General features: G+C 69.2%; 19 protein-coding genes. 1 reads left to right on the top strand and 18 read right to left on the bottom strand.

From position 1 onward, the window contains the following. Nucleotides 1–37: 37 nt before the first annotated feature. From B141_RS0120240 to B141_RS0120230, 3 genes are read right to left on the bottom strand one after another with little or no spacing between them, the layout of a single operon-like run. Nucleotides 38–1,144, bottom strand: coding sequence for a mandelate racemase/muconate lactonizing enzyme family protein (locus B141_RS0120240; protein ID WP_020577007.1), 1,107 nt, complete (start codon nt 1,142–1,144; stop codon nt 38–40). Beyond that, nucleotides 1,141–1,905 carry an amidohydrolase family protein gene (locus B141_RS50795; RefSeq protein ID WP_020577006.1) on the bottom strand — a complete coding sequence of 255 codons (765 nt, stop codon included), beginning with the start codon at nt 1,903–1,905 and terminating at the stop codon, nt 1,141–1,143. The genes B141_RS0120240 and B141_RS50795 overlap by 4 nt, the downstream gene beginning before the upstream one ends. Before the next feature lies 1 nt (nt 1,906). Beyond that, a complete protein-coding gene (locus tag B141_RS0120230; RefSeq protein ID WP_020577005.1) occupies nt 1,907–2,911 on the bottom strand; it encodes a Gfo/Idh/MocA family protein in 1,005 nt (334 codons plus the stop codon). A gap of 147 nt (nt 2,912–3,058) precedes the next feature. On the opposite strand from B141_RS0120230, the gene B141_RS0120225 reads away from it, so the two are divergent. After that, a complete protein-coding gene (locus B141_RS0120225; protein ID WP_020577004.1) occupies nt 3,059–4,099 on the top strand; it encodes a DUF4037 domain-containing protein in 1,041 nt (346 codons plus the stop codon). Here B141_RS0120225 and B141_RS0120220 read toward each other — a convergent pair. The 15 genes from B141_RS0120220 to B141_RS0120145 form a co-directional block, all read right to left on the bottom strand. Next, nucleotides 4,078–5,220, bottom strand: a complete 1,143-nt coding sequence (locus tag B141_RS0120220) for an acetate/propionate family kinase (RefSeq protein WP_020577003.1) — start codon at nt 5,218–5,220, stop codon at nt 4,078–4,080. The genes B141_RS0120225 and B141_RS0120220 overlap by 22 nt on opposite strands. Then, nucleotides 5,196–7,577, bottom strand: coding sequence for a phosphoketolase family protein (locus B141_RS0120215; protein WP_020577002.1), 2,382 nt, complete (start codon nt 7,575–7,577; stop codon nt 5,196–5,198). Before B141_RS0120215 ends, B141_RS0120220 begins: the two co-directional genes overlap by 25 nt. 871 nt (nt 7,578–8,448) lie before the next feature. Further along, nucleotides 8,449–9,051: a helix-turn-helix domain-containing protein gene (locus B141_RS0120205; RefSeq protein ID WP_237742749.1), complete on the bottom strand. Its 603-nt coding sequence runs from the start codon at nt 9,049–9,051 to the stop codon at nt 8,449–8,451. Further along, nucleotides 9,024–10,544: a CocE/NonD family hydrolase gene (locus B141_RS0120200; protein WP_020576999.1), complete on the bottom strand. Its 1,521-nt coding sequence runs from the start codon at nt 10,542–10,544 to the stop codon at nt 9,024–9,026. The genes B141_RS0120205 and B141_RS0120200 overlap by 28 nt, the downstream gene beginning before the upstream one ends. 8 nt (nt 10,545–10,552) lie before the next feature. Next, complete coding sequence (locus tag B141_RS41700) at nt 10,553–12,175, bottom strand: amidase (protein ID WP_020576998.1); 1,623 nt, start codon at nt 12,173–12,175, stop codon at nt 10,553–10,555. Continuing rightward, nucleotides 12,172–12,975: a creatininase family protein gene (locus B141_RS0120190; protein WP_020576997.1), complete on the bottom strand. Its 804-nt coding sequence runs from the start codon at nt 12,973–12,975 to the stop codon at nt 12,172–12,174. The genes B141_RS41700 and B141_RS0120190 overlap by 4 nt, the downstream gene beginning before the upstream one ends. A gap of 35 nt (nt 12,976–13,010) precedes the next feature. Then, nucleotides 13,011–14,294 (bottom strand): FAD-binding oxidoreductase, encoded by a 1,284-nt coding sequence (locus B141_RS0120185; protein WP_020576996.1) that lies wholly within the window; start codon nt 14,292–14,294, stop codon nt 13,011–13,013. A 46-nt stretch (nt 14,295–14,340) separates the two neighbouring features. Beyond that, nucleotides 14,341–15,483: a hypothetical protein gene (locus B141_RS0120180; RefSeq protein ID WP_020576995.1), complete on the bottom strand. Its 1,143-nt coding sequence runs from the start codon at nt 15,481–15,483 to the stop codon at nt 14,341–14,343. A gap of 69 nt (nt 15,484–15,552) precedes the next feature. Further along, nucleotides 15,553–16,428: an ABC transporter permease gene (locus tag B141_RS0120175; RefSeq protein WP_020576994.1), complete on the bottom strand. Its 876-nt coding sequence runs from the start codon at nt 16,426–16,428 to the stop codon at nt 15,553–15,555. Beyond that, on the bottom strand, nt 16,425–17,222 hold the full coding sequence (locus B141_RS0120170) for an ABC transporter ATP-binding protein (protein ID WP_237742748.1): 798 nt from the start codon (nt 17,220–17,222) through the stop codon (nt 16,425–16,427). Before B141_RS0120170 ends, B141_RS0120175 begins: the two co-directional genes overlap by 4 nt. A gap of 14 nt (nt 17,223–17,236) precedes the next feature. Further along, entirely contained in the window at nt 17,237–18,556 is a 1,320-nt protein-coding gene (locus B141_RS0120165) for an amidohydrolase family protein (protein WP_026257405.1), read from the bottom strand. 106 nt (nt 18,557–18,662) lie between these two features. Beyond that, on the bottom strand, nt 18,663–19,064 hold the full coding sequence (locus B141_RS0120160; protein WP_020576991.1) for a cupin domain-containing protein: 402 nt from the start codon (nt 19,062–19,064) through the stop codon (nt 18,663–18,665). A 25-nt stretch (nt 19,065–19,089) separates the two neighbouring features. Further along, nucleotides 19,090–19,857, bottom strand: coding sequence for a cysteine hydrolase family protein (locus B141_RS0120155; protein ID WP_026257403.1), 768 nt, complete (start codon nt 19,855–19,857; stop codon nt 19,090–19,092). 45 nt (nt 19,858–19,902) lie between these two features. Continuing rightward, complete coding sequence (locus B141_RS0120150; RefSeq protein ID WP_020576989.1) at nt 19,903–20,640, bottom strand: creatininase family protein; 738 nt, start codon at nt 20,638–20,640, stop codon at nt 19,903–19,905. A 139-nt stretch (nt 20,641–20,779) separates the two neighbouring features. After that, nucleotides 20,780–21,232 (bottom strand): pyridoxamine 5'-phosphate oxidase family protein, encoded by a 453-nt coding sequence (locus tag B141_RS0120145; protein ID WP_020576988.1) that lies wholly within the window; start codon nt 21,230–21,232, stop codon nt 20,780–20,782. Nucleotides 21,233–21,506: the final 274 nt, after the last annotated feature.

Raw genomic sequence — 21,506 nt, 5'->3', positions numbered from 1 at the left:
TTCTCCTACCAGGTAAGGGGAATCACGCTGCCAGGGCTCACCGCAGCAGGGCGAGCACGTCGTCACGGAGCCGGACGCCAAGGCCGGGGCCGCTCGGCAACCGGACGTTGCGCCCGTCGCTGTCCAGCGGCTCGGCGAGGATGTCGTCGGCGTAGTAGTGCGCGCCGATGATGTCGGACGGAAACACCGTCGTCAGTCCCGGCAGGGCGGCCGCGACGTGGACCTGCGCGGCCGCGCCCAGACCAAGCTCACCGTTGGAGCCGATCAGAGCCTGCAACCCGAACGCCTCGGCAACCCGGCCCAACTCGACCGCGCGGCCTGGTCCCCCGGCCTTGCCGACGTACACACTCACCACGTCCGCCGCGTCTGACCGGATCACCCGGCGCAGGTCGGCCATGCCGAAGACGGACTCGTCGGCGACCACCGGACACCCCTCGGCGCGCAGGGCCGCCATGCCTTCCAGGTCGTCGGCGGCCACGGGTTGTTCGACGAAGGCGATGTCGTACGGCGCGAGACCACGCACCGCCGCCCGCGCGTCGGCCCGGCTCCAGCCACCGTTGGCATCCACGCCCAGGAACGTGTCGGGTCCGACCAGCCCGCGGGCATGCGCCACCCGGGCGAGGTCGCCGGGCACGCCCAGCCCGACCTTGACCTTGAACGCCGCGAAGCCGGCCTTGGTCGCGGCGGCGTGGACGCGTTCGAGCCGCTCGCCGTCCCCAGACAGCGAGAGCTTGATCGGGATCTCGGTGCGCAGTGGTCCGCCCAGCGCCTGCGCGAGCGGCACGCCGAGGGTCCTGGCGTACGCGTCCCACACGGCGATGGCCACACCTGCCTTCGTGAACGGGTTGCCGGCAAGCACCTGGTCCATCGCCTGCTCGAGTCCCGCGACCGGCGTCAAGGGTTGGTTGACAAGGGCGGGCGCCAGGACGGTCTGGATGAAGTGCCGCGCGGACGTGCCATCCTCACCGCTCCACAGGGGCGTCGCACTGACCTCGCCGTATCCCTCGACGCCGTTGCTCCCCACCACCCGCACCACGCAGAAGTCGGAGCGGTCGTGCGTACCCTTCGCACCGCGCACGACGAGGTCAGGATGTGCCGGCAGGCTTACCAACGCGGTGTGGACGGCGGCGATCGTGACCGTCACGAGAGCCAACCCGACAGCAGCGCCTTCGGGGCCTCGACGAGCATCGAGTGCTTCTGCGCCGGGGTGATGCCCCAGCCGTCGATCTCCCGCACCCGCGCCACCGCGTAGTCCTGGCTGGCCTTGTCGGACAGACCCGCGTCGGTCCCGAACATGACCTTGCCAGGCGGCGCCTCGGCAAGGATCCTGCGGGCGGCGTAGGGCGGGGTGCCGCAGATGCACAGGTAGAGGTTCGGCGTCTCGACGGTGGCGGCCAGCGCCTCCCGCCAGCAGTCGTGCAGGCCACCGTGCCCCAGGACCACCGGCAACCGCGGATGCCGGCGGGCGAGGGCCGCGATCTGCAACGGCGTGGAGTACGGCGGCGTCCCGTCGTGGCTCAGCAGGATCCCGCCCGCCCCGGCGACGACCTCGCAGATCGGGTCGAGCGATCGCTCGTGCAGCGAGAATCCCTGCAGCCATGGATGGAGCTTCAACCCGCGCATGCCCAACCCGGCGAAACAGCGTTCGACCTCCGCCACCGCCGTGCTCTGCCGGGGGCTCACCGTGCCGAACGCCACCATCCGGTCGGGATACTCCGCCACGAAGGCGGCCACCTCGTCGTTCGCCTCCGGCGTGGGATCGAAGAGGCCGTCGTGACTCAGCACGACCGCCGCGTCGATCCCAGCCGAATCCATGAACGCCACGAACTCCCGCGCACCGAACGTCGCGCCCGCAAGCCAGGTCGCGCTCTTCCAAGCCGGTGTGTGGGTGTGGAAGTCGATCACGTCAGTCTCCTTCGCTCCGCCTCGCCAGCTGCGCCACCCGCTCGCTGAGCTCGAGGCTGGCCAGTCCCTCCGCGATACCAGGCACGGCAGTGTCGACCCGGCCGGCCACCAGGTCGGCGAACGCGGCCAGCTGCCGATCGAAGCACCGCGTCGTACGGTCCACCGGGTCGTCGACGACCTCCTCACCGGCCGACGATCGCAGGTGGAGCCGGAAGGTGAAGCCGTCCAGCACGGCGTACCCGCGCTGCCCGAGGAAGCTCAGCTCGCAGCGCGGCAGCTCGTGGGTCAGCCAGCCGAACTCCACCAGTGCGGTCGTACCACCGTCGTAGACCAGCCGGGCGCCGTTCAGGTTGGGCAGGCCGGCGCCCGGATCCGTGCAGACCGCCCACGCGTCCACCACCCGCGCGGGCGCCGCGTCCAGCACGAAGGCCAGCCAGTCGAACACATGCGCGCCCTCGTGCACGACCGGCGGTCCGTGCTCGAGTGTGGTGCGCAGACGCGCCGCGTGCGTGGGGTCAGCGGGGTCGAGGCGTTCGTCGTAGATATGCGCGCGGACCAGAAGCGGACCGTCCAGCGGGCCATCCCTGATCCACGTACGCAGCCGGGCGAGCGCCGGGTCGTGCCGGTAGGTGAGGCCGACCTGCAACCGGCGCCGGAGGTCCGCCGGTAACTCGGCGAGCGGTCGGGACTCCTGGAGTGACGTCGCGAGCGGCTTCTCCGCCAGCACAGCAAGGCCAGCTCGCAGGAACCGCCGGGCGAGCGCCGGCGTCACCCACGGCGGAGTTGCCAGGACGACGCCGTCCACGCCCGCCAGCCCTCGGACCTCACCGACGTCGGCGTACGCCGGAACGCGACCATGGGTCATCGCGACGGCATCCGCTCGGCGCTCCGGCGAGGGATCGACCAGGCCGACGACCTCAACCTCGTCTGATCGCAGCAGTGCCGGCAGATGGGCTTTCAGGCCGATGTCTCCGAGGCCCACGAGGACCAGGTGGATTCGACGCATGAGGCAGCCTCACCGGATCTTCTTGAATATCGTAAACAATTCCCTGATCCGAGACGATTGATCGTACTGACTGGCGGGCGCTTTCCTCAACAGGAGCGACAAAATCCGCTTGCACCACCCGTGGAACAGCCGGGCAGGATAGGCGCCATGGCCGGCACCTTCGTACCCTCGCTCCAGCTCAACGACGCCTTCTACCGCGAGGTCGTGGCGCCGCTCGTGGCGCCCTACCCGCACGCCGCGGCCCTGCTCGGCTGGGGCTCTGACGTCCTCGGCTACGACACCGAACGCTCGACCGACCATGGTTGGGGGCCGCGCCTACAGCTCTTCGTCGACAAGGACGACGTGGACACGGTACGCCGGCAGGTGGACACCGGGCTGCCCGAATCGTTCCGGGGCTGGCCAGTCTGGTACGGCTGGGACAACGCCGAGGTAGCCCACCGGGTCGACGTCCTGCCCCTCGGTGACTGGCTGGTCGGCCAACTCGGCGTCGACCCGCGGCCTGACCTGGACCCGCTCGACTGGCTCGCCATCCCCCAGCAACAGCTGCTCGGTGTGGTGAAGGGCGCGGTGTACGCAGATCCCGCCGGCGAGCTGGCCGCGGTGCGGAAGGCCCTGGACTGGTATCCCCACGACGTCTGGCTGTGGCTGCTCGGCGCGCAGTGGCAGCGGATCAGCCAGGAGGAGGCGTTCGTCGGACGGACGAGCGAGGTCGGCGACGAGCTGGGATCCCGCCTCGTCGCGGGCCGCCTGGCCCGCGAGCTGATGGGGCTGGCGTTCCTGCTCGAACGCCAGTACCAGCCGTACACCAAGTGGTTCGGAACGGCGTTCAACCAGCTCGCCAGTGCGGCGGAGCCCCGCCCGATGCTGGAGCGGGCCGTGGCGGCGACTGACTTCGCGACCCGCGAGGGCGCGTTGGCGGCGGCCTACGAGGCGCTCGCCCGCCAGCACAACCAGGCCGCCCTCACCCCAGCACTTGACCCGACCGTCCGGCTGTTCCACGACCGGCCGTTCCGGGTGCTGGACGCGGGAAGGTTCGCGCGGGCCTGCGTCGACGCGATCGCCGATCCCGCGCTTCGGGAGCTCCCCCTCGTCGGGTCGGTCGACCAGTTCGTCGACTCCACGGACGTGCTGAGTGCGGCCGGACGCGCGCGGCAGCTCCGGGCGTTCTACGACCGCGTCGGTTCCTGACTGCCGGAGGGCTGGAGTACCCGCCGTACCTCGCGAACGATCTCGAGATCCTCGCGGGCACCGATGACGAGGCAGCGGACGGACGCGGTGGGAGCACCGATCTCCGAGTCGCCGTCGGCGTCCGCATTGCGTTCGGCATCGACCTCGACACCCAGGAACCCCAGCCCCGTGGCCGCGCCCGCCCGGATGACCGGGGCGTTCTCACCGACGCCGCCGGTGAAGACGAGGACGTCCAAGCCGCCGAGGCTCGCCGCCATCGAGGCGATGCCGGCCCGCAACCGGTGCAGGTAAACCTCGAGCGCCACCAGTGCGGCGTCCTCTCCGGCCTGCGCGCGTTCGATGACCACCCGCATGTCAGGCGTACCCGCGAGGCCCATCAGCCCCGAGCGGTGTTCCAGCGCCTCGTCGAGGTCGTCGATGCCGATGCCGGTGTTGCGCAGCAGCCACACCAGCAGCCCGGGGTCGACATTGCCCGGGCGGCTGGCCATCACCAGCCCCTCCAGCGGGGTGAAGCCCATCGTCGTGTCGATGCTCTCGCCCGCACGTATCGCACACAGCGAGGCCCCGGCGCCGAGGTGGCACACCACGATTCGCAGCTCCTCGATCGGGCTGCCCACCATCGCCGCCGCCCGCCGTGACGCGTAGGCGTGCGACAGACCGTGGAAGCCGTACCTGCGCAGGCCGTGCTTGTCCCGCCATTCCGCGGGGATGGCGTACGTCGACGCCGCGGGCGGCATCGTGGCGTGGAACGCCGTGTCGAAACAGGCCACCGCGGGTACGCCGGGAAGCACCTGGCTCACCAGGTCGATGCCGGCGAGCGCACTCGGCTGGTGCAGGGGCGCGAGCGCGACGAAGTCGCCCAGCCGGTCCCGTACCTCGACATCGATGCGGACGGCGTCCGTGAAGACCCCGCCGCCGTGCACCACCCGGTGGCCCACCGCGTCGGGGTTGTCGAGATCGGCGAGCGCCTCCGACAGCGAGCGCTCGCCCTCCTCGACACTGGCGATCTCCACGTGCTGGTTCGCGAGCAGGTGTTCGCCGTCGAGGAGAGCCAGCTTCAGGCTGACGGATCCGGCGTTCACCACGAGGATCCGCATCAGGCCGTCCCCGGCCAGGTCCACTCGCGGATGTTCGGCGCGTCCTCACCGTACTCGCGGGTGTGCCGCCGGGCCGCCAGGCGTTCGTCCATCATCCGCTGGCGCAGGGCGGCCGCGCGGACGGCAAGACCTGGCACGCGTTCGATGACGTCCATGACGAGGTGGAAGCGGTCAAGGTCGTTGAGCATCACCATGTCGAACGGCGTCGTGGTGGTGCCCTCCTCCTTGTAACCGCGGACGTGGATGTTGGCGTGGTTGGTCCGGCGGTACGTCAGCCGGTGGATCAGCGGCGGGTACCCGTGGAACGCGAAGATCACCTGCTTGTCCGTGGTGAACAACGCGTCGAACTCGCGGTCGGACAAGCCGTGCGGGTGGTCGGTGTCCGGTTGCAGGCGCATCAGGTCGACGACGTTGACGACGCGGACCTTGAGTTCGGGCAGATACTCGCGGATCAGGTCGACCGCGGCGAGCGTTTCGAGGGTCGGCACGTCACCGGCGCAGCCGAGCACGACGTCGGGTTCGCCGCCCTCGTCGTTGCTGGCCCAGTCCCAGATGCCGATGCCGCGGGTGCAGTGGTCGATCGCCTCCTCCATCGTCAACCAGTTCGGCGCGGGGTTCTTGCCCGCCACGACGACGTTGATGTAGTCCCTGCTGCGCAGGCAGTGGTCCATGGTCGACAGGAGGGTGTTGGTGTCGGGCGGCAGGTAGACCCTGATGAGTTCGGCCTTCTTGTTGACCACCACGTCGAGGAAGCCCGGATCCTGGTGGGAGAAACCGTTGTGGTCCTGCCGCCAGACGTGGGAGGAGAGCAGGTAGTTGAGGGACGCGATCGGACGCCGCCAGGGGATCTCGCGGGTGACCTTCAGCCATTTCGCGTGCTGGTTGAACATCGAGTCGACGATGTGGATGAACGCCTCGTAGCAGTTGAAGAGCCCGTGCCGTCCGGTGAGCAGATACCCCTCCAGCCAGCCCTGGCACAGGTGCTCCGACAGCACCTCCATCACCCGGCCGTCTGGAGCGAGATGGTCGTCGGTCGGCAACCGCTCGGCCACCCAGGTCCGGTCAGTCGCCTCGAAGACCGCGGACAGGCGGTTGGATGCCGTCTCGTCCGGCCCGAAGAGCCGGAACGACGTGGGGTTGTCCCGTATGACGTCGCGCAGCCAGGTGCCGAGCACCCGCGTCGGCTCGCTGGAGGTCCCACCTGGCGAGGGCACTACCGCGCCGTACGCCCGGAAGTCGGGCAGCTCCAGGCCGCTCAACAGCAACCCGCCGTTCGCGTGCGGGTTGGCGCTCATCCGATGCTCGCCCTTCGGCGGCAGCTCGGCGAGGTCCTGCCGCAACCGCCCCTCCGCGTCGAAGAGCTCCTCCGGCCGGTAACTCAGAAGCCAGTCCCGCAGCTCGGCCAGATGGGCCGGGTTGGTGCGTACCTCCGCGAGCGGCACCTGGTGGGACCGGAACGTCCCCTCGACCTGGACGCCGTCCACCGTGCGCGGACCGGTCCAACCTTTTGGCGTCCGTAGGACGATCATCGGCCACCGCGACCGGGTGACGTGACCTCCCTCGCGAGCGGCGCGCTGGATGGCGGCGATGTCGTCGTACGCCCGGTAAAGAGCGGCGGCGAGCTGGCGGTGGACCAGCTCCGGATTCTCGCCGGCCACGAAGTACGGCAGGTGACCGTAGCCCTCCAGCAGGCTCATCAGCTCCGGCTCGGGGATCCGCGCCAGCACTGTCGGGTTGGCGATCTTGTACCCGTTGAGGTGCAGGATCGGGAGCACCGCGCCGTCGCGTACGGGGTTGAGGAACTTGTTGGAGTGCCAGCTGGCGGCCAGTGGTCCGGTCTCCGCCTCACCGTCGCCGATCACGCAACAGGCCAGCAGGTCGGGGTTGTCGAAGACCGCGCCGTACGCGTGCACCAGGGAGTACCCGAGTTCGCCACCCTCGTTGATGGAACCCGGTGTCTCAGCCGCGGCGTGGCTCGGGATCCCGCCCGGGAAGGAGAACTGCCGGAACAACCGTCGCAGGCCCGTCTCGTTCCGGGTCACATGCGGATAGATCTCGCTGTAGGTGCCCTCGAGATAGGCGTTCGCTACGACGGCCGGACCGCCGTGGCCGGGCCCGGTGACGAAGATCGCCGAGATGTCACGGGCCCGGATCAGACGGTTCAGGTGCGCGTAGATGAGGTTGAGGCCCGGCGTCGTGCCCCAGTGTCCGAGCAGCCTCGGCTTGAGGTGCTCGGGCCGCAGCGGTTCCCGAAGCAGCGGGTTGTCGAGCAGGTAGATTTGCCCGACCGACAGGTAGTTGGCAGCCCGCCAGTAGGCATCCACCCGCAGGAGCTCCGACTCGGGGAGCGCCGTATCCGTGGCGGCGATGCGTGCGTTCACGCGTTACCTCCCCGGTGGTAGCCACACCCGTGGCAGCTTCCCGATCACGAAGCCAGGCAAACCCCAAGGGCTGTCTCGGACGGCCCCTGCTGGGGTCCATGCTCGCGTGGCGTGCCGCGGGTGGCGTCTCACATTGCGTACACCTTCTCTGGTACCAGGCGGGGCATTTCCCCACCAGGCAAGGCAACCCCGTGTTGTCATAGGAATGTCGGCTAAGAGACCGAGAAACCTATGACGACTCGACCAGACCAAAGGGCTTGTCTCATATCGCGGACAGACCTGAAGAAGCCCTCGCGTCGATCCTCGAGTAGATGCCCAGTTCCACGCGAAAGTGGGCACCTACTCAAGGTATGGCGAGCATGGGATCCCCCGGCCACCACATCGTCGCCATGTCCCACGTCAGCCTCCGCTCGGGCCAGGCGCAGCAAACTGTCGGGCGCGACGGAGTTTTGAATAAGCCACCATTCGAGATAGCCGCCACCTCACGCGGCATCTACCCACGAAGCACGCCCAATTCGCCTTGCTTGGTGACGACTCGGCGTACGAGAACCCGAACTGCTCTCACATCCGCGGTACCGCAGGAAGACCGTGGAGACTCCGGGGGTTATAGCACCCCGGAAAAAATCACAGATGGCCCGCCCACCACGAAGCTGCCGCGCCCGATCGCTGCTGGACCTCACCCGCCAAATCCCCAGCTTATGCGGCAAATTCGCCGTGCCTGGTGGGAACCTGCCCCGCACCGCTGAAGAGTTTGAACAACCCCTCAACCCTGCGGGCCGTCTGGATGCTGAGACATGAGGCTGCGCCTTCAAGGATCATGAAGGATTTTGGTCAAATAGCGACGAAAATCCTTCATGATCATGGCCTGGCTCTAACGGCCGTCCTGAACGACGAGCAGGCGGGACGGTCCGGCGTTGACCGCACGCCAGCGATGCGGTGTGCCGCCGGCGTAGTAGAGCGTGTCACCGGGCCTGAGCAGGTGGCGGCCCTGGTCGTCGAGGTCCACCTCGATCTCGCCCTCGACCACGTGGACGAGTTCGTCGCCGGCGTGCGTGTAGTACTCGTCGTACGTCAGTGCGGCCCCGGTGAACTCCACGGGATACATCGCCCGGCGCCCGCGCACGAGGCTCCGAGCGTGCCCGTCGCCGTGGTCGAGCGGCTCGCCGTCGCCGGCGCGGACCAGACTGACCGGCGAGACGGCCGGCGCTCCGGGTTCGGCCGCCATGAGCGCCTGCTGGGTGGTGCCGAGCGCCTGCGCGATCCGGTGGAGGGACGACATGCTCGGCCGGGCCAGCCCGCGTTCGACCTGGCTCAGGAACGGGTGGGACAGCCCCGCGCGTCCCGCCAGCTGCACCAGGGTCAGTTGGCGCTGCCGGCGCAGCTGCCGGATCGCCGCGCCGAGCCGGCGTACGCCATCCTCGGCGGAAGCCTCCACGGCATGGCTGTTCAGGTGCGTACCGGCAGCTCGACCCACGACCCGGACCGTAACACCCGGACCACCTGGTGCCAGCCGCTGCTGCGGTTCGGGGAGAGCTCCGGGAAGGCGCTCGGTGCCACCGCGACCCGCAACCGGTGGCCGGCCGGCACGATGGCGTGGACGGGTGCGAGTTCGACCTCGAGGTCGCCGGTGCCACGGGCGGCGCCGAACGCCAGGTTCCCGCACGAGCCGTCAGGCGCGACCGAGCACAGCGTCACGCAGCCGTCGTGCGTCGGGGCGGTGCTGCTGAGGGCGAGGTGGGCCGTCGGCGTTCCGGCGATCTCCAGCGGCTCGGTGAGCGGCTCGCTGGTGTAGACCAGTACGTCCGTGCGGTCCTGGACCGGGCCCTGATCCACCCGACCCACCCGCCCGACGTTCCCGTTGGCAGCGCCGCCGAGCGACGGCACCGGGACCGCGGGTTCGTACGTCGCCACCACCGGCGCACCGGTCCGCGGCTGCGGTGCGAGGCAGCCGTCGCCCCAGCGGGTCGCGGCGTTCCCGTCGCTGGTGAGGTAGAACCGCTGCCGGGTGGGCGCCGGCGGCCAGGCGGGAAGGTCCTGCCAGCCACCGTCCACCGCCAGCGAGCGGGCCCGCGGCAGCCGGGGCCCGGGCCGTCCGGCCACGTGCTGGTCGAAGAACGCCAGGTGCGTCTCGAACGCCACGTCGGAGTCGGGCGACCAGGGCATGTGGGCCCACGGGGCGCCGAGCAGGTAGCCGTTGTCGCTGAGGGCAGCGAGGTCGCGGGCGCCGCCGCCGGCGAAGGTGTCGTACCACCCGATCGTGACCAGGGCCGGGACCTCGACCGCCCTGAGGTCGGCGACCGGGCCGCAGCGGCCTTCCGTCCAGTCCTGCCAGTACGCCCAGTCAGGAACGTCCTCGGCCGCGATCCGGGCAGCGAGTACGCCGGCCGCCGCCGGACCGAGGAACCCGTCAGCGCCGGACAGCTGCGATCCCCAGCTCACCGCGTAGCCGAGCCGCAGGATCCCGGCATGAAAGAGGAACCCCTCCGCCGGATCCGCGCTGCACATCGCGGGCGCGATCGCCCGGAGCGCTCGGGGTTTGTTGGCGGCGGCCAGCAGTTGGGCGCAGCCCTGGTAGCTGAAGCCGTACGTGCCGACCCGGCCGTCACACTCGGGGAGACCCGCCACCCAGCCGATCGCGTCCTCACCGTCGTTCGCCTCGTGAGCGAACGGCACGAACTCCCCCGCCGAGTCACCGCGGCCGCGGACGTCCTGGGTGACGACGAGATAGCCGCGCCGGGCGAGGACGCTCGGATGGGGCGAGGTGATGGCGGACGCGAGCGTACGGCCATATGGCGTACGGACCAGCAGTGCCGGCCACGGCCCGGCGCCCTCGGGATGCCACAGGTCGGCGACCAGCGTCACGCCGTCGCGGGTCCGCATCGGCACACCCGGCCGGTGGGTCACGTCGAGCCCGGTGAGGACGCCCGGCGAGGGCGCCCCACCAGCGGGGAGATCCGTCGTGGTCATGCCACTCCTCAGGTCTGCGGTGGGAACGGCGCCGGGCCACTCTCGGCGGCCACGGCGAAGCGCAGCAATGCCCGGTCGGTGCCGGGCGCGCCGATCACCGCGAGCCCGGCGGGCAGGCCGCGGACTCGCAACCGGGGAAGGACCACCACCGGGAGCCCGGCAAGGGAGGCCAGGCAGGTGAGCCGGAGCGTCGCGCCCCGCAAGGCGTCCTTGACGGCAGGATCGAGGTCCGGTGGTGGGGCCACCCCGCTGGTCGCCGGGAGGACGAACGCCATCCCGTCAACGAACTCTTGACGGACGGCATCGCGAGCGTCGGTGAGCACGCGCTCGGCCGATTCGCGCTCGTCGGGTGTGACCCGGGCGCCCATCGCGAACCTCGCGGCGATACCGCCACCGAGCGCGTCGGGATGGCGGGTGATCCATCGTCCGTGGACTTCCCAGGCCTGCGTCGCCTGCACGGTCCGGAACGCCGCGAACCACTCCTCCAGCCGCCCAGCGCAGAGGGCTTCCGCGCGCTCGATCCGCACACCGGGGAGACCGGCGAGGGCCCGGCAGGCCGCCTCGAACGACGTACGCACCTCTGGTTCGGCGAACGCCAGCAGGTCCTCCGGCACCACCAACCGGCGGAGGGGTCCGGCGGCACCCGGCGGTAGCAGCACGTCGCCGGCGGCGGCCAGGGTCGCGGCGTCCCGCGTGAGCAGGCCGACCGTGTCGAACGACGGTGCCAGCGGCACGACGCCCTCCACCGGCACCACCGCGTGGGTGGTGCGGAGCCCGTAGAGGCCGGAGTACGACGCGGGTACCCGGATCGAGCCGGCGGTGTCGGTGCCGAGACCGATGTCGGCCAGTCCGAGCGCCACGGCCGAGGCCGGACCGCTCGACGAGCCGCCGGTGATCCGGCCGGGCGCCGCCGGGTTGGGTGGGGTGCCGTAGTGCACGTTGGTGCCCGAGAGGCTGTACGCCAACTCGTCGGTCTGGGCGATCCCGGTGAGGTCGGCGCCCGCGTCAACCAGGGCTTGCACCGCCCAGGAATGCCGGGGTTCGGGCACGGCCTCCGCGAGCCAGGCCGGATTGCCGGCGCCCACCCGGTGACCCGCCACCGCAAAGAGGTCCTTGACAGCCACACCGCGTCCCGCGAGTGGCCCTTCAGGCACCCCCGTCACCAGTGGCGTACCGACCTCCCGCCAGACCGCGCTCGTATCGATCTCCTGCTCTGCCGGGCGGACCCCAACGCCGTTGTGACCTACCCCCGCCACGCTGGCGGCGGCGATCCGCCACCCGTCTGGCGTCGCGACCCAGGTCTGGCTCTGTAGCCCCCGGGCCCCGTCGGGACGCCGGGTTTCGGCGATGACCACCGCGCAGCCGTCCCCGCAGACCTGGACGTGAACCCGCTCGGCGATCCGGAACGGCGCGCCGCCGCGTTCCCGGCGGAAGTCACTGATCGCCTGCTGCCCCACCAGAACGCCGACCGCATCGGCGCGCAGCGTGGTCGGTGCGTCGAGGAACCAGCGGTCCAAAGCGTCGAGGTCGTTCGTCGCCAGCGCGTTCTCGTACGACCAGAACGCCTCTATCAGTCCAGCGGGTTCGGTGCCGAGGCCCTTCACCGCCACCTCACCTTCGTTCGCCCTCATCGGGTACGGGGAAACTCGAACGCCGCCATCTCGGTGAGTGCCACCGCGAGCCGTGCCGACCAGTGCCGCAGGACCCGCTCCCCCAGCTCCGCGTTCGCTCCGCGCGCGTCACCGATCACGCCACTCTCGGAGAGGTCATCGGTCAACCAGGCCGTCGGAATCGCGCCTTCGAGGGTGAGGTGCTCGCAGTCGGCGAACAGCTTCGCGACGTCGGCGCCGTCCACGGGCAGCCGGTCGGAACGCACCGTCGACGGCTCCAGCGCCATCATCACCGACGTCTCCACTTCGCCGGCGTGGATCCCGAACCCCGCGTCGGAGGAGACCACGTCCTCGGGAAGTCCGAGCCGCGACACCATCAGCGGGAACACCTGCAGGCCGGTGTCGTACCGGATGTCGCGGGCGACCATGTCCAGCAGTGCCGGCTGGCCACCATGCCCGTTGACGAACGCCAGCTTGCGAAAGCCTGACGCGGCGAGCGAGCGGCCAAGGTCGAGGCACACCGAGACGAGCGTCTGCGCCGACATACTCACCGTGCCGGGTCGCCCCAGATGCTCGGTGGACTTGCCGTACCACAACGGCGGCAGCAACCAGACGTTCGCGTCAACCGGAAGTTGCGCGACCGCCCGCTCGGCCGCGGCCTGGGCGATCAGGGCGTCCGTGAGGCAGGGCAGGTGCGGCCCGTGCTGTTCGGTGGCGCCGATGGGCTGTAGGACCAGCGCGTCCGCCTTGCTGATCGCGGCGATCTCGTCAGTGGTGAGCATCCCGAGGCGACGCTCGGGCTGCGAAACAGTGGCGCTCATCTGCCTCCTCAAGTCCTTGGGTGAGTCCGCCGCCCTTACGCCGCGGGAAGCTTGCCGGGATTGAGGAGCCCGGCCGGATCGAGTCGCGCCGCGGTCGATCGGATCAGCCCCACCCGGTCATGGTGGAGCTCCCAGGTATGCGGGCTGCTCACCGTGACACCAAGCCCTTCCAGGCCACGAATGCCGGCAAGCAGCGCCGCCTCGCCGTCGTACCTACACATCAGCATCCCCGCGTAGCTGGGTCCCTGAACGCCGTCCAGATGCAGGAGCGTTTCGGGAAGCACCTCGCGTGCCTCACGCGTCCGCTCCACTAGGCCCGCTCCCCCGACCTGTAGGTGAGTGAACTCCGGGCGCGCCTTGCGCAGGCGGTAGGTGCTGTGGTTGAACGACAGGGAGGTGAGCAGCCCGGCGCCCTTCGGGCGTACCTCCTCCACCGTCCCGCCAGCGGCCGTGACTACCGCGCCGGCGTCTGACACCACCGAGGTGTCGATGATCGCCCGCAAGCTCACCTTGCCTAACGGCATCGCGGCTGGATCGCCGTAGTGCTCGACGAGGCCGGGGTCGTCGATCGACAGCAGGCGCGGTGGCGGATCGAGCGCCATGATCTGCCGGCCCGCCTCCACCGCGTCCGCGAAGTGCTCGAAACTGGTGAAGAGCGCGGTCCACTGGCGGGCCGGTGCCAGGCGTACGGTCGCGGTCGCGACGATCCCGCTGGTGCCGAACGCGTGACAGAACGGCAGCGTTTCCTCGAATCCCTTGCGGGCAAGGAGATCCGCGTCCTCGGTGCACGGCACGACGTCCAGCGCCAGGATGTTGCCGTCCCAGGTGCGGCCATGCTCCACCGAGCCCGTACCCCCGCTGCCGCCGGAGATGAAACCGCCGACGGTGCTCCCGACAGTCGACGGAAAGACACACACGTCCTGGCCGGCGCGGTGTGCGGCCGCTTCCATCACCACGAACGTCGCACCCGCCTCGGCCTTCATGTAACCGTCACCGATCTCGAGGATCCGCCGGCAGCGGGTCAGGTCGATGACGAGCCCGTCGGCCAGCGGGATGGCCTGGCCGTAGTTACCGGTGCCTTTGCCCCGTGGCGTCACGGGTACCCGACGCCGGTAGGCAGCCTGGAGGACCCGCGCGAGTTCCTCCGGCGTACGCGGGAACGCGACGACATCCGCCAGGCCCGCCGGAAGTTTCGCCGACAGGACCGGCGACATGTGCGCCCAGTCGGTTGATGCCGTCCGCCGGACCCGCTCGTCGACACTCACGCCGACCGATCCCAGCAGGTCCTCCAACTCACTGGCGAGTTCCACCACGCTCACGTACCCCTCCCGTTTCGGTGGTCGACAGGTGCCTACTGAGTGGCGCCTACTTGAGTCCGATCGTGGAGTCGATGAACTGGTTGGTGTAAAGCTCCGTCGGCTTGAGACCCACCTTCGGGTTCTTGCCAGACTTCTTCAACAGCGGGGCGATGGTGTCGAACGATTTCTGAACCCGCTCGGAGCTGAAGTTGCCCAGGGTATTGCCGTCCTCGTTGCCAACAATGGCGAGCGTGCGCATCTCCTTTGCAGCGAAGGCCGCCACTCCTTCGGAGTACGCCCACCCGTTGTTGTACTTCTCGACGAGTTCGACGATCAGCTTGTTGGTGCGATCGGGCGAGCTGATGTAGTCGACCTGGGCCTGCTGGATGATCGGCACCAGCTTCTTCAGGCATGGCGAGAGCTCCTTCAAGGCGCTCGCCCGCACCGAAAGGGCCTGCGGATAAAGGTCGTAACCCGTGTCGGCGATCAGTTGGTACTTCACCGGCCGGGCGTACGCACGGACCTCGTGCTCGTAGATGTAGGGCTCGGCGGTCGCGAATCCCTGCTGGGCGATCTTGTCGACCTCGGCGACGAAGGTCGCGGGGGTTCCCTTGTAACTCCCGTCCAGCTGGCTCTTCTTCAGCAGCCCCTTCTCCACGAGGTAGTCGCCGTAGGGCGAACCCTGGACGTAGAGGACCCGCGCATCGCTCTTGCCGATGTCGGCGATGGTGTTCCAGTCGGGATGTGCCTTCGGGTCCCACATGAGGATCTGTGGGTTCTTGCGCAGCGGGGCCACCACGCCGACGACCGGCTGCTTGTCGGAGTTACCGATCGCGCCGTCAGTCGACACCATGCCAAGCGTGATCGACGGGTCGAGGTACATCTGCGAGGTCACCGTCTGGTAGGCGATCGCCGGCCCGCCGGTGCGTACCTCGATCCTGACCCCGGTGTCCTTCCCGCCGATCATCAGCGGACCCGAAACCCGCTTCTTGTCCGCGTCGATCTGGTAGCCAGGACCCACGAGTTCGTACAGAGCGCCGTGCTCTGCTTCGGGATTCCAGTCGGTCTGCGCGACCACCGTGGCGGGGCAGACACCGGCCAGGGTCTGCTCCGGCGGAGCGGACGAGGCCGCGGCCGCCTTGGCCGGTGGGTTCTCCGTGGTCGCGTCGCCCCCGCAGGCGCTCGCGGCGAGGGCGAGCGCGGACATCATGACTGCCACGGATCCAGCCGTGCGAGAAGAGAGTTTCACTGGTGTCACAACCTCCAAGAAGCGGAAGACTCAGCGCTCCCGGCCGCTGCCGCCGCCGAACGTCGACCACGAGCCGACGACCAACCGACCCAGCAACCCGAACGCGGAGAAGACGACGATGCCCAGCAGCGAGGACAGGAAGATCGCGGCGAAGAGTTGTTCTGACTGCAGCCGGGACCGGTAAAGGTCAAGCAGGGTTCCGATTCCGGGCTGGCCCTGCATGAAGAACATGTCACCGACGACGGCGCCGATGACAGAGAGGCCGGCGGCGATCCGGAGACCGGTGAAGAGTGCCGGAAGCGCGGCCGGAAACTGCAGCTTGACAAGGCGTTCCCACCGGCTCGCGCCGTGCAGTGTAAACAGATCATGGTGGGCCGCGTCGACTGACTGCAGCCCGAAGAGCGTGTTGGCGATCAGCGGGAACAACGCGATGAGAACGCAGACGATCACCCGACTCGTGAACCCGAACTCGAACCAAAACCCGATCAGCGGAACCAGCGCGAGGATCGGGATCGTCTGCAGTACGACGGCGTACGGATAGAGCGCACGCTCGATCGCCCGCGCCTGGCTCATCACCACCGCGACGCTGACCCCGATCACCGTGGCGATCACCAGGCCCACCATGGCCACCTGGGTCGAGAGCAGCAGGGCGCTTAGCATCTGCGCCCGGTTCGCCGGATCGAGGAACCCCACCTTGGCGATCTCGTGTGGCGGCGGCATGAGGAACCGCCGCTCCGGCGCGAGGATGACGTACGTGATCGTCAGCCAGATGCCGAGGATCACCGCGAGCGTGACGAATGGCGGGATCGCGAGCCGGACCAGCCGCGGTGCGCCGGCCAGCACACCTGGTCCCTTCGCCGGCGTGCTCCCCGCCGTTCTGAACGCCTTGGTCAGCGACAGGCTCATGTCAACTCACCCTTGCCTTTCCGTCGCAGGGCGGCCGACACCACGCCTGTCATCTTGGCGAACTCCGGGGTGAAGCGCAGCTCCGTCGACCGCGGGTAGTCGAACGGAATCTCCACGTCGGCAACGATCTGGCCGGGTCGGGCCGACATGACCACCACGCGGGTCGACAGGAAGACCGCCTCCGCGACCGAGTGGGTGATGAACAGCCCAGCGAACCGCCGGGAGTGGAACAGCTGCTGGAGTTCGTCTCCCAGCCGCTCCCTCGTCATCTCGTCGAGCGCGCCGAACGGCTCGTCGAAGAGGAACAACCCCGGATCCAGCAACAACGCACGGGCCAGCGAGACCCGCATCTGCATGCCGCCGGACAGTTGGCCGGGACGCTGACGTTCGAATCCTTCCAGGCCGACCAGCTTGATGATCCGCAACGCCTTCTCGCGACGCTCGCTCCGGGGCAGCTTCGCGAGCTCACCGACGAGTTCGACGTTGCCGAGGACCGTACGCCAGGGCAACAACGTCGGGTCCTGGAAGACATAACTCACCCGCACGTCGCCCGTGACCACCGCACCAGCCGTTGCCTGGCTCAGGCCGCTGGCAAGGCGCAGCAAGGTGCTCTTGCCACAGCCCGAAGGCCCGACGACACTGACGAACTCGCCCGCGTCCACGGTCAGGTCGATGGCGTCCAGGGCCAGCGTGCCGGTGCTGAACCGCTTGCTCACGCCCTCGAACCGCAACGCGGACGGGGAGGTGGAGCGAGCGGCGGCTGTTGCTGGCACCGCTTCTGCGCTTGCGGACAAGGGGATCCTCCTCGTTATCCAGAGGTGGCGACGAGTTCGGTCGCCTCGGGACGGCCGGACCTGACGCCAGACAGCGCGGGACCGCTGCGGGTCACGGTGGTCCGGCGGATGACCTGGCCGGCACGGATCACCAGCCGGTCCTCGGTGCCCGTCGCGATCGCCTCGGAGAGGCTTTCCGCCTTCACCGCAAGGAGATCCGCGGCCGCGCCCTTGACCGGGCCGGCCGGGTCAAGGCCGAGGACGCGCCGGGCCGTCGTACTCACCGCGTCGTACGCCTCGACCACACCGAGGTGGCCGGCGGTCACGAGCAGGGACGCGGTTTCGAGCGGATCGGCGCGGCCCATGGGATTGAAGGGGTCGCGGATGTTGTCGCCTCCGGCCGCGACCGGGATCCCGGCGTCAAGAAGCGATTGCACCGCGGTCAGCCCCCGTGGTGGGCTGCTCGACCATCCCCTCCCCTGCAGGTAGAGGTTCGTGAGGGGCAACGTGACGATCCCGATGGTGGTCTGGGCCAGCGCCTCGACGACCTCCTGCCGCCGGCTCGGGGCCAGCATGCCAAGACTCACGCAGTGGCTGGCCGTGATACCGCGCGGCAGCGGAGTATCCCGTGCCAGCCGAGCGAGTTCGAGCAGGGTGAGCGGCGCAGGCGCCAGGTGCTCGTCGATGTGGAGGTCCAGTCCCGCGCCCGCGTGTTCGGCCAGCGCGAACAGCCGCCTGGTCTCCGCAGTGGGATCGTCGGCGAGGTGGGGAACGCCGCCCACCAGGTCGATGCCTGCGGCGAGCGCCTGGCGTACGACACTCTCCGGCGTGTCCGGAGCGGTGAGTGCCGCCAGCTGCACCCAGACCGCACCGGCCACCTCGTCGCGGAGTGACACCAGCGCCTCAATCACCGGCAGCCGGCTCGCCGTTGGTCCGAGGTCGACATGCGTGCGTACGGCGGTGGCTCCATGTGCCACCAGGTCTTCCAGAGCCCGGAGCGCGCGCTGGCGGACGTTCGCCGGCGAGAGCTTTCGGGACCATTCCCGCCAGGAGACGACGGCATGGCGCAGGTCGCCCGGCGCGCAGCCCACCGCGTCCCAGGTGAGGGCCTTGTCGAGATGCGCGTGGGGTTCGGCCGCTGCCGGCAGGAGCACGTACCCCGTGAGATCGAGGTGCTCCCTGCGGTTCACGGGCTCCGTGCCGTCGGCGCCGGCCGAGGAGCACTCGAGGGCAGCCGGCGTTTCGGCCACGTCCGTGACCAGGCCGCGTTCGATCCGCACCAGCCCGGGCTGGCCACCCGCAAGTGTGGCGCCGGTCAACCGCAGGCCGCCGACTCCAGAAATGGTCTCTGTCAACGCACGCCCCCCTCGGAGGAAGGAGCAAAATGTTGATGGCATCAACATATTCTGGGACGGCTGTGTCGGCCCAGTCTCCGCGCTGTTACTTGTGTGTCAAGAACGCTTAAAACACCTCAAGGTCGGCCGGCGTGAGCTCCGCGGGCTCTCCGCGCAGGATGAGATCGGCGAAGCCGTCGTCGGGTGACATCGTCGTGATCGCGGCCATCGGACCCGTGCCGGTGTTGACGATGCGGTGGTTGGTGCCCGGCTCGAGGACCAGGAAGTCGCCGGCCGCGACCGGCCGCTTCTCGTCGTCGCAGTACGCCTCACCCTCGCCCGCGAGGAAGAAGAACGTCTCCGTCGACCGTGGATGGCTGTTGAAGGGCTGGGCGCCGCCGACGTCCCACAGCTCGAAGACCACCGTGACGTCGTGGTCGGGAGTCGGCGCGTGGACGAGCGCGAGCCGGACGGTGTCTCCGGGCGAGATGCGGTAACAGCGGAAGTCCGCGGGTGCGTACACCTTCATCGGCAGGTTCCTTTCAGACAAGGGATCAGCGGTCACTCTCGATGCCGTGTGCGAGTGCCTTGGAATCAGCCACGAACCCGAAACACTGGCGTACGTTGTAGTGCGTCGCGTCCTCGCAGTACGCCGGCGAGGTGGTGGCGCAGCAGTCCTTCAGAAGGATGCAGTCGTAGCCGAGACAGGCCGCGTCCGTGAGCGTGGCGAACACGCACTGGTCGACGTTCACGCCCGCGAAGAGCAGCGTCGTCACGTCGAGGTTGCGGAGCACACCGTCCAGGGCAGTGTCGAAGAACCCGCTCATGCGGTACTTGTCGACGCGGATGTCGGTGGGCTCGACCGTGAGCTCGTCCACGACCGCCGCCGACCAGCTTCCTGCCTGCAGAGTGGGCGAGCCGCCGGGGCGCGGCCGCTCGCCGATTCCGGGCGCGTGACCGTCGGGGCTGTAGACGTGCAGGACGTTCGGGGGCAGGTTCGCGCGGTCGGGCCGGTTTCCCCAGTTGAGCCAGACGATGGGTACGTCCAAGCTCCGCAGCGCCGGGATCAGCGCGCGCAGCGGCTCGATCGGGCGGCGAGCCGGCTCGACGTCGACGCCGATCGAGGCCAGCCAACCATGCGGTGAGCAGAAGTCGTTCTGCATGTCGACGACGATGAGAGCGGTACGGGCGAGGTCGACCACCAGCGTTTGGGGTTCGGTGTCAACCCGCACTGGGCGGCTCGTCCGGGTAGGCCGGCGCAGATCCACCAGCCGGTCGCTCACCTGCCAGGAATTGCGCTCATTCGCTCCAAGGGTGCGCACCCCCCACAGGCTGGCAAGCGCCGATTTCAACGGCGTAAAAAGTCGCTACAGCGTCTTGGCCAGGTCGACGAGCCGATCCGCCAGCACCGCGACGAGATGGTCAAGCCAGGCTTGCCCCTTCTCCCCGCTCGCTTCCGATGGCTCGTCGGTGAAACCGTCCTGCTCGTGCCACGACGCCTGCCGGTGGATCTCGAGCCCGGTCACCGCGGGAATCTCCGGAACGACGGACCGGCCGGCACGCTCCTTCACCCAGTCGGGCGCCACCGCAAGCACCAGCGAGGTCTCGAACCCGCCCGCGTGCCCCGGCAGCGGAGTCCCGCCAAGGTCAGCCCCGACCGCGGCGTCCCAGTAGTCGGCGTACGCGACCGTGATCGGTGACCGCACCGACGCCGCGGCGGCAGCGGCCGAGCAGATCCCGCGGTTACCGCCGTGACCGTTGACGATGACGAGCCGGCGCCCACCGCAGTCGGCGACCGAACGCGCCAGGTCGACCAGGACGGCGAGCAGCGTCTCGGGACGCAGCGACAGCGTGCCTCCGAACGGCAGGTGATGGTCGGACGCACCCACCGGAATCGTGGGCGCCAGGACGAGCGGACGCGGTGCGGCCTCAGCGGCCCGCTCCACGGCGCGTTCGGCCGCGGTCTCGGCCATCAGCGCGTCGGTGCCGGTCGCGAGGTGCGGACCGTGCTGCTCGGTCGCGCCGATCGGCAGGACGACCACCGCTTCGGGCAGGAGCTCGTTGAGGCGTTCCCGGGTCTGCTCACGCCACCGCAGCACGTTCATCTGCCTTCCTTTCCTCAAAGGAGCACCGACTCTCCTCGACGCAACACCGATCCTCGAAGGCCACACCGACCAGTCCACCCTCGCGTGTGGATCACCCATCAGGCAAGGTACGGCGGACAAGGTGGTGCGCCCGATCGGGCTAGACCAACCAGACGCCGTCCTTCATCAGGTCCCTGCCATCGAGTTCGTTCTCCTCGCGCCACGCCTGGATGCGCCGGGGAGTGACCTGGAAGAAGGCGTAGGGGTTCGTGCCTCCGCGCGGATCCCACAACACCTCAGCCACGAAGTCGTCAGCCAGCTTCAGCGGGACGGCTTCTTCGGAAAAGGCTTCGACCACGCCATGGACGAGGACGACATCACGGGTCTCACCGAACGCCAGGCGTACCTCGCCGGCCGTCCGGAGGTTGCGCGCGGTCGTCGTCTGCTCGGCGGTCGCCATCGTGAAGGTCGCGCCGTTCCAGTGGTACGACAGCGGGGTCAGATAGACGTCACCGTCCTTGCCGGCGGTTGCCACCCAGGCATCGACTTCGGTCGCGAACCTGGCCAGCGTGTCCTTCTTGCGCTGTTCGGGTGTACGAGGTGCTGGGTACACGATCTCCTCCTAGCGGGAGTTTCCGGTCTTTCTTGATCGTTTAGCTGGTTTTGCCTGGTGGGGCTGGGTTTGCGGGCTCGGCTGGTGTATTACCCAAGTCGTTGGGTGGGGTCAGCGGGTGGGTGCGTACTGGTGGATGTTGAACAGGTCGGCTAGGTGTTGCTGGGTGGGGGTTGTTTCGGTGAGCATGCGGCGGGCGCGGGGGCGTCCTTTGCCGCCGTCGTGGTAGAGCAGCACGGTTTCTTCGATGCCGCCCAGGGTGGCGAGTAGTTCG

Origin of the sequence: Actinopolymorpha alba DSM 45243 (genome assembly GCF_000373925.1) — a bacterium.
Taxonomy (GTDB): Bacteria; Actinomycetota; Actinomycetes; order Propionibacteriales; family Actinopolymorphaceae; genus Actinopolymorpha; species Actinopolymorpha alba.
This window is presented reverse-complemented; position numbering and strand designations above follow the sequence as displayed.

Coding starts and splice junctions, on each gene's coding strand:
- B141_RS0120190 (WP_020576997.1), bottom strand. CDS start 12,975: ATGAGCGCCACTGTTTCGCAGCCCGAGCGTCGCCTCGGGATGCTCACC.
- B141_RS0120225 (WP_020577004.1), top strand. CDS start 3,059: ATGGCCGGCACCTTCGTACCCTCGCTCCAGCTCAACGACGCCTTCTAC.
- B141_RS0120180 (WP_020576995.1), bottom strand. CDS start 15,483: ATGATGTCCGCGCTCGCCCTCGCCGCGAGCGCCTGCGGGGGCGACGCG.
- B141_RS0120200 (WP_020576999.1), bottom strand. CDS start 10,544: ATGACCACGACGGATCTCCCCGCTGGTGGGGCGCCCTCGCCGGGCGTC.
- B141_RS41700 (WP_020576998.1), bottom strand. CDS start 12,175: ATGAGGGCGAACGAAGGTGAGGTGGCGGTGAAGGGCCTCGGCACCGAA.
- B141_RS0120150 (WP_020576989.1), bottom strand. CDS start 20,640: ATGAACGTGCTGCGGTGGCGTGAGCAGACCCGGGAACGCCTCAACGAG.
- B141_RS0120160 (WP_020576991.1), bottom strand. CDS start 19,064: ATGAAGGTGTACGCACCCGCGGACTTCCGCTGTTACCGCATCTCGCCC.
- B141_RS0120175 (WP_020576994.1), bottom strand. CDS start 16,428: ATGAGCCTGTCGCTGACCAAGGCGTTCAGAACGGCGGGGAGCACGCCG.
- B141_RS0120230 (WP_020577005.1), bottom strand. CDS start 2,911: ATGCGTCGAATCCACCTGGTCCTCGTGGGCCTCGGAGACATCGGCCTG.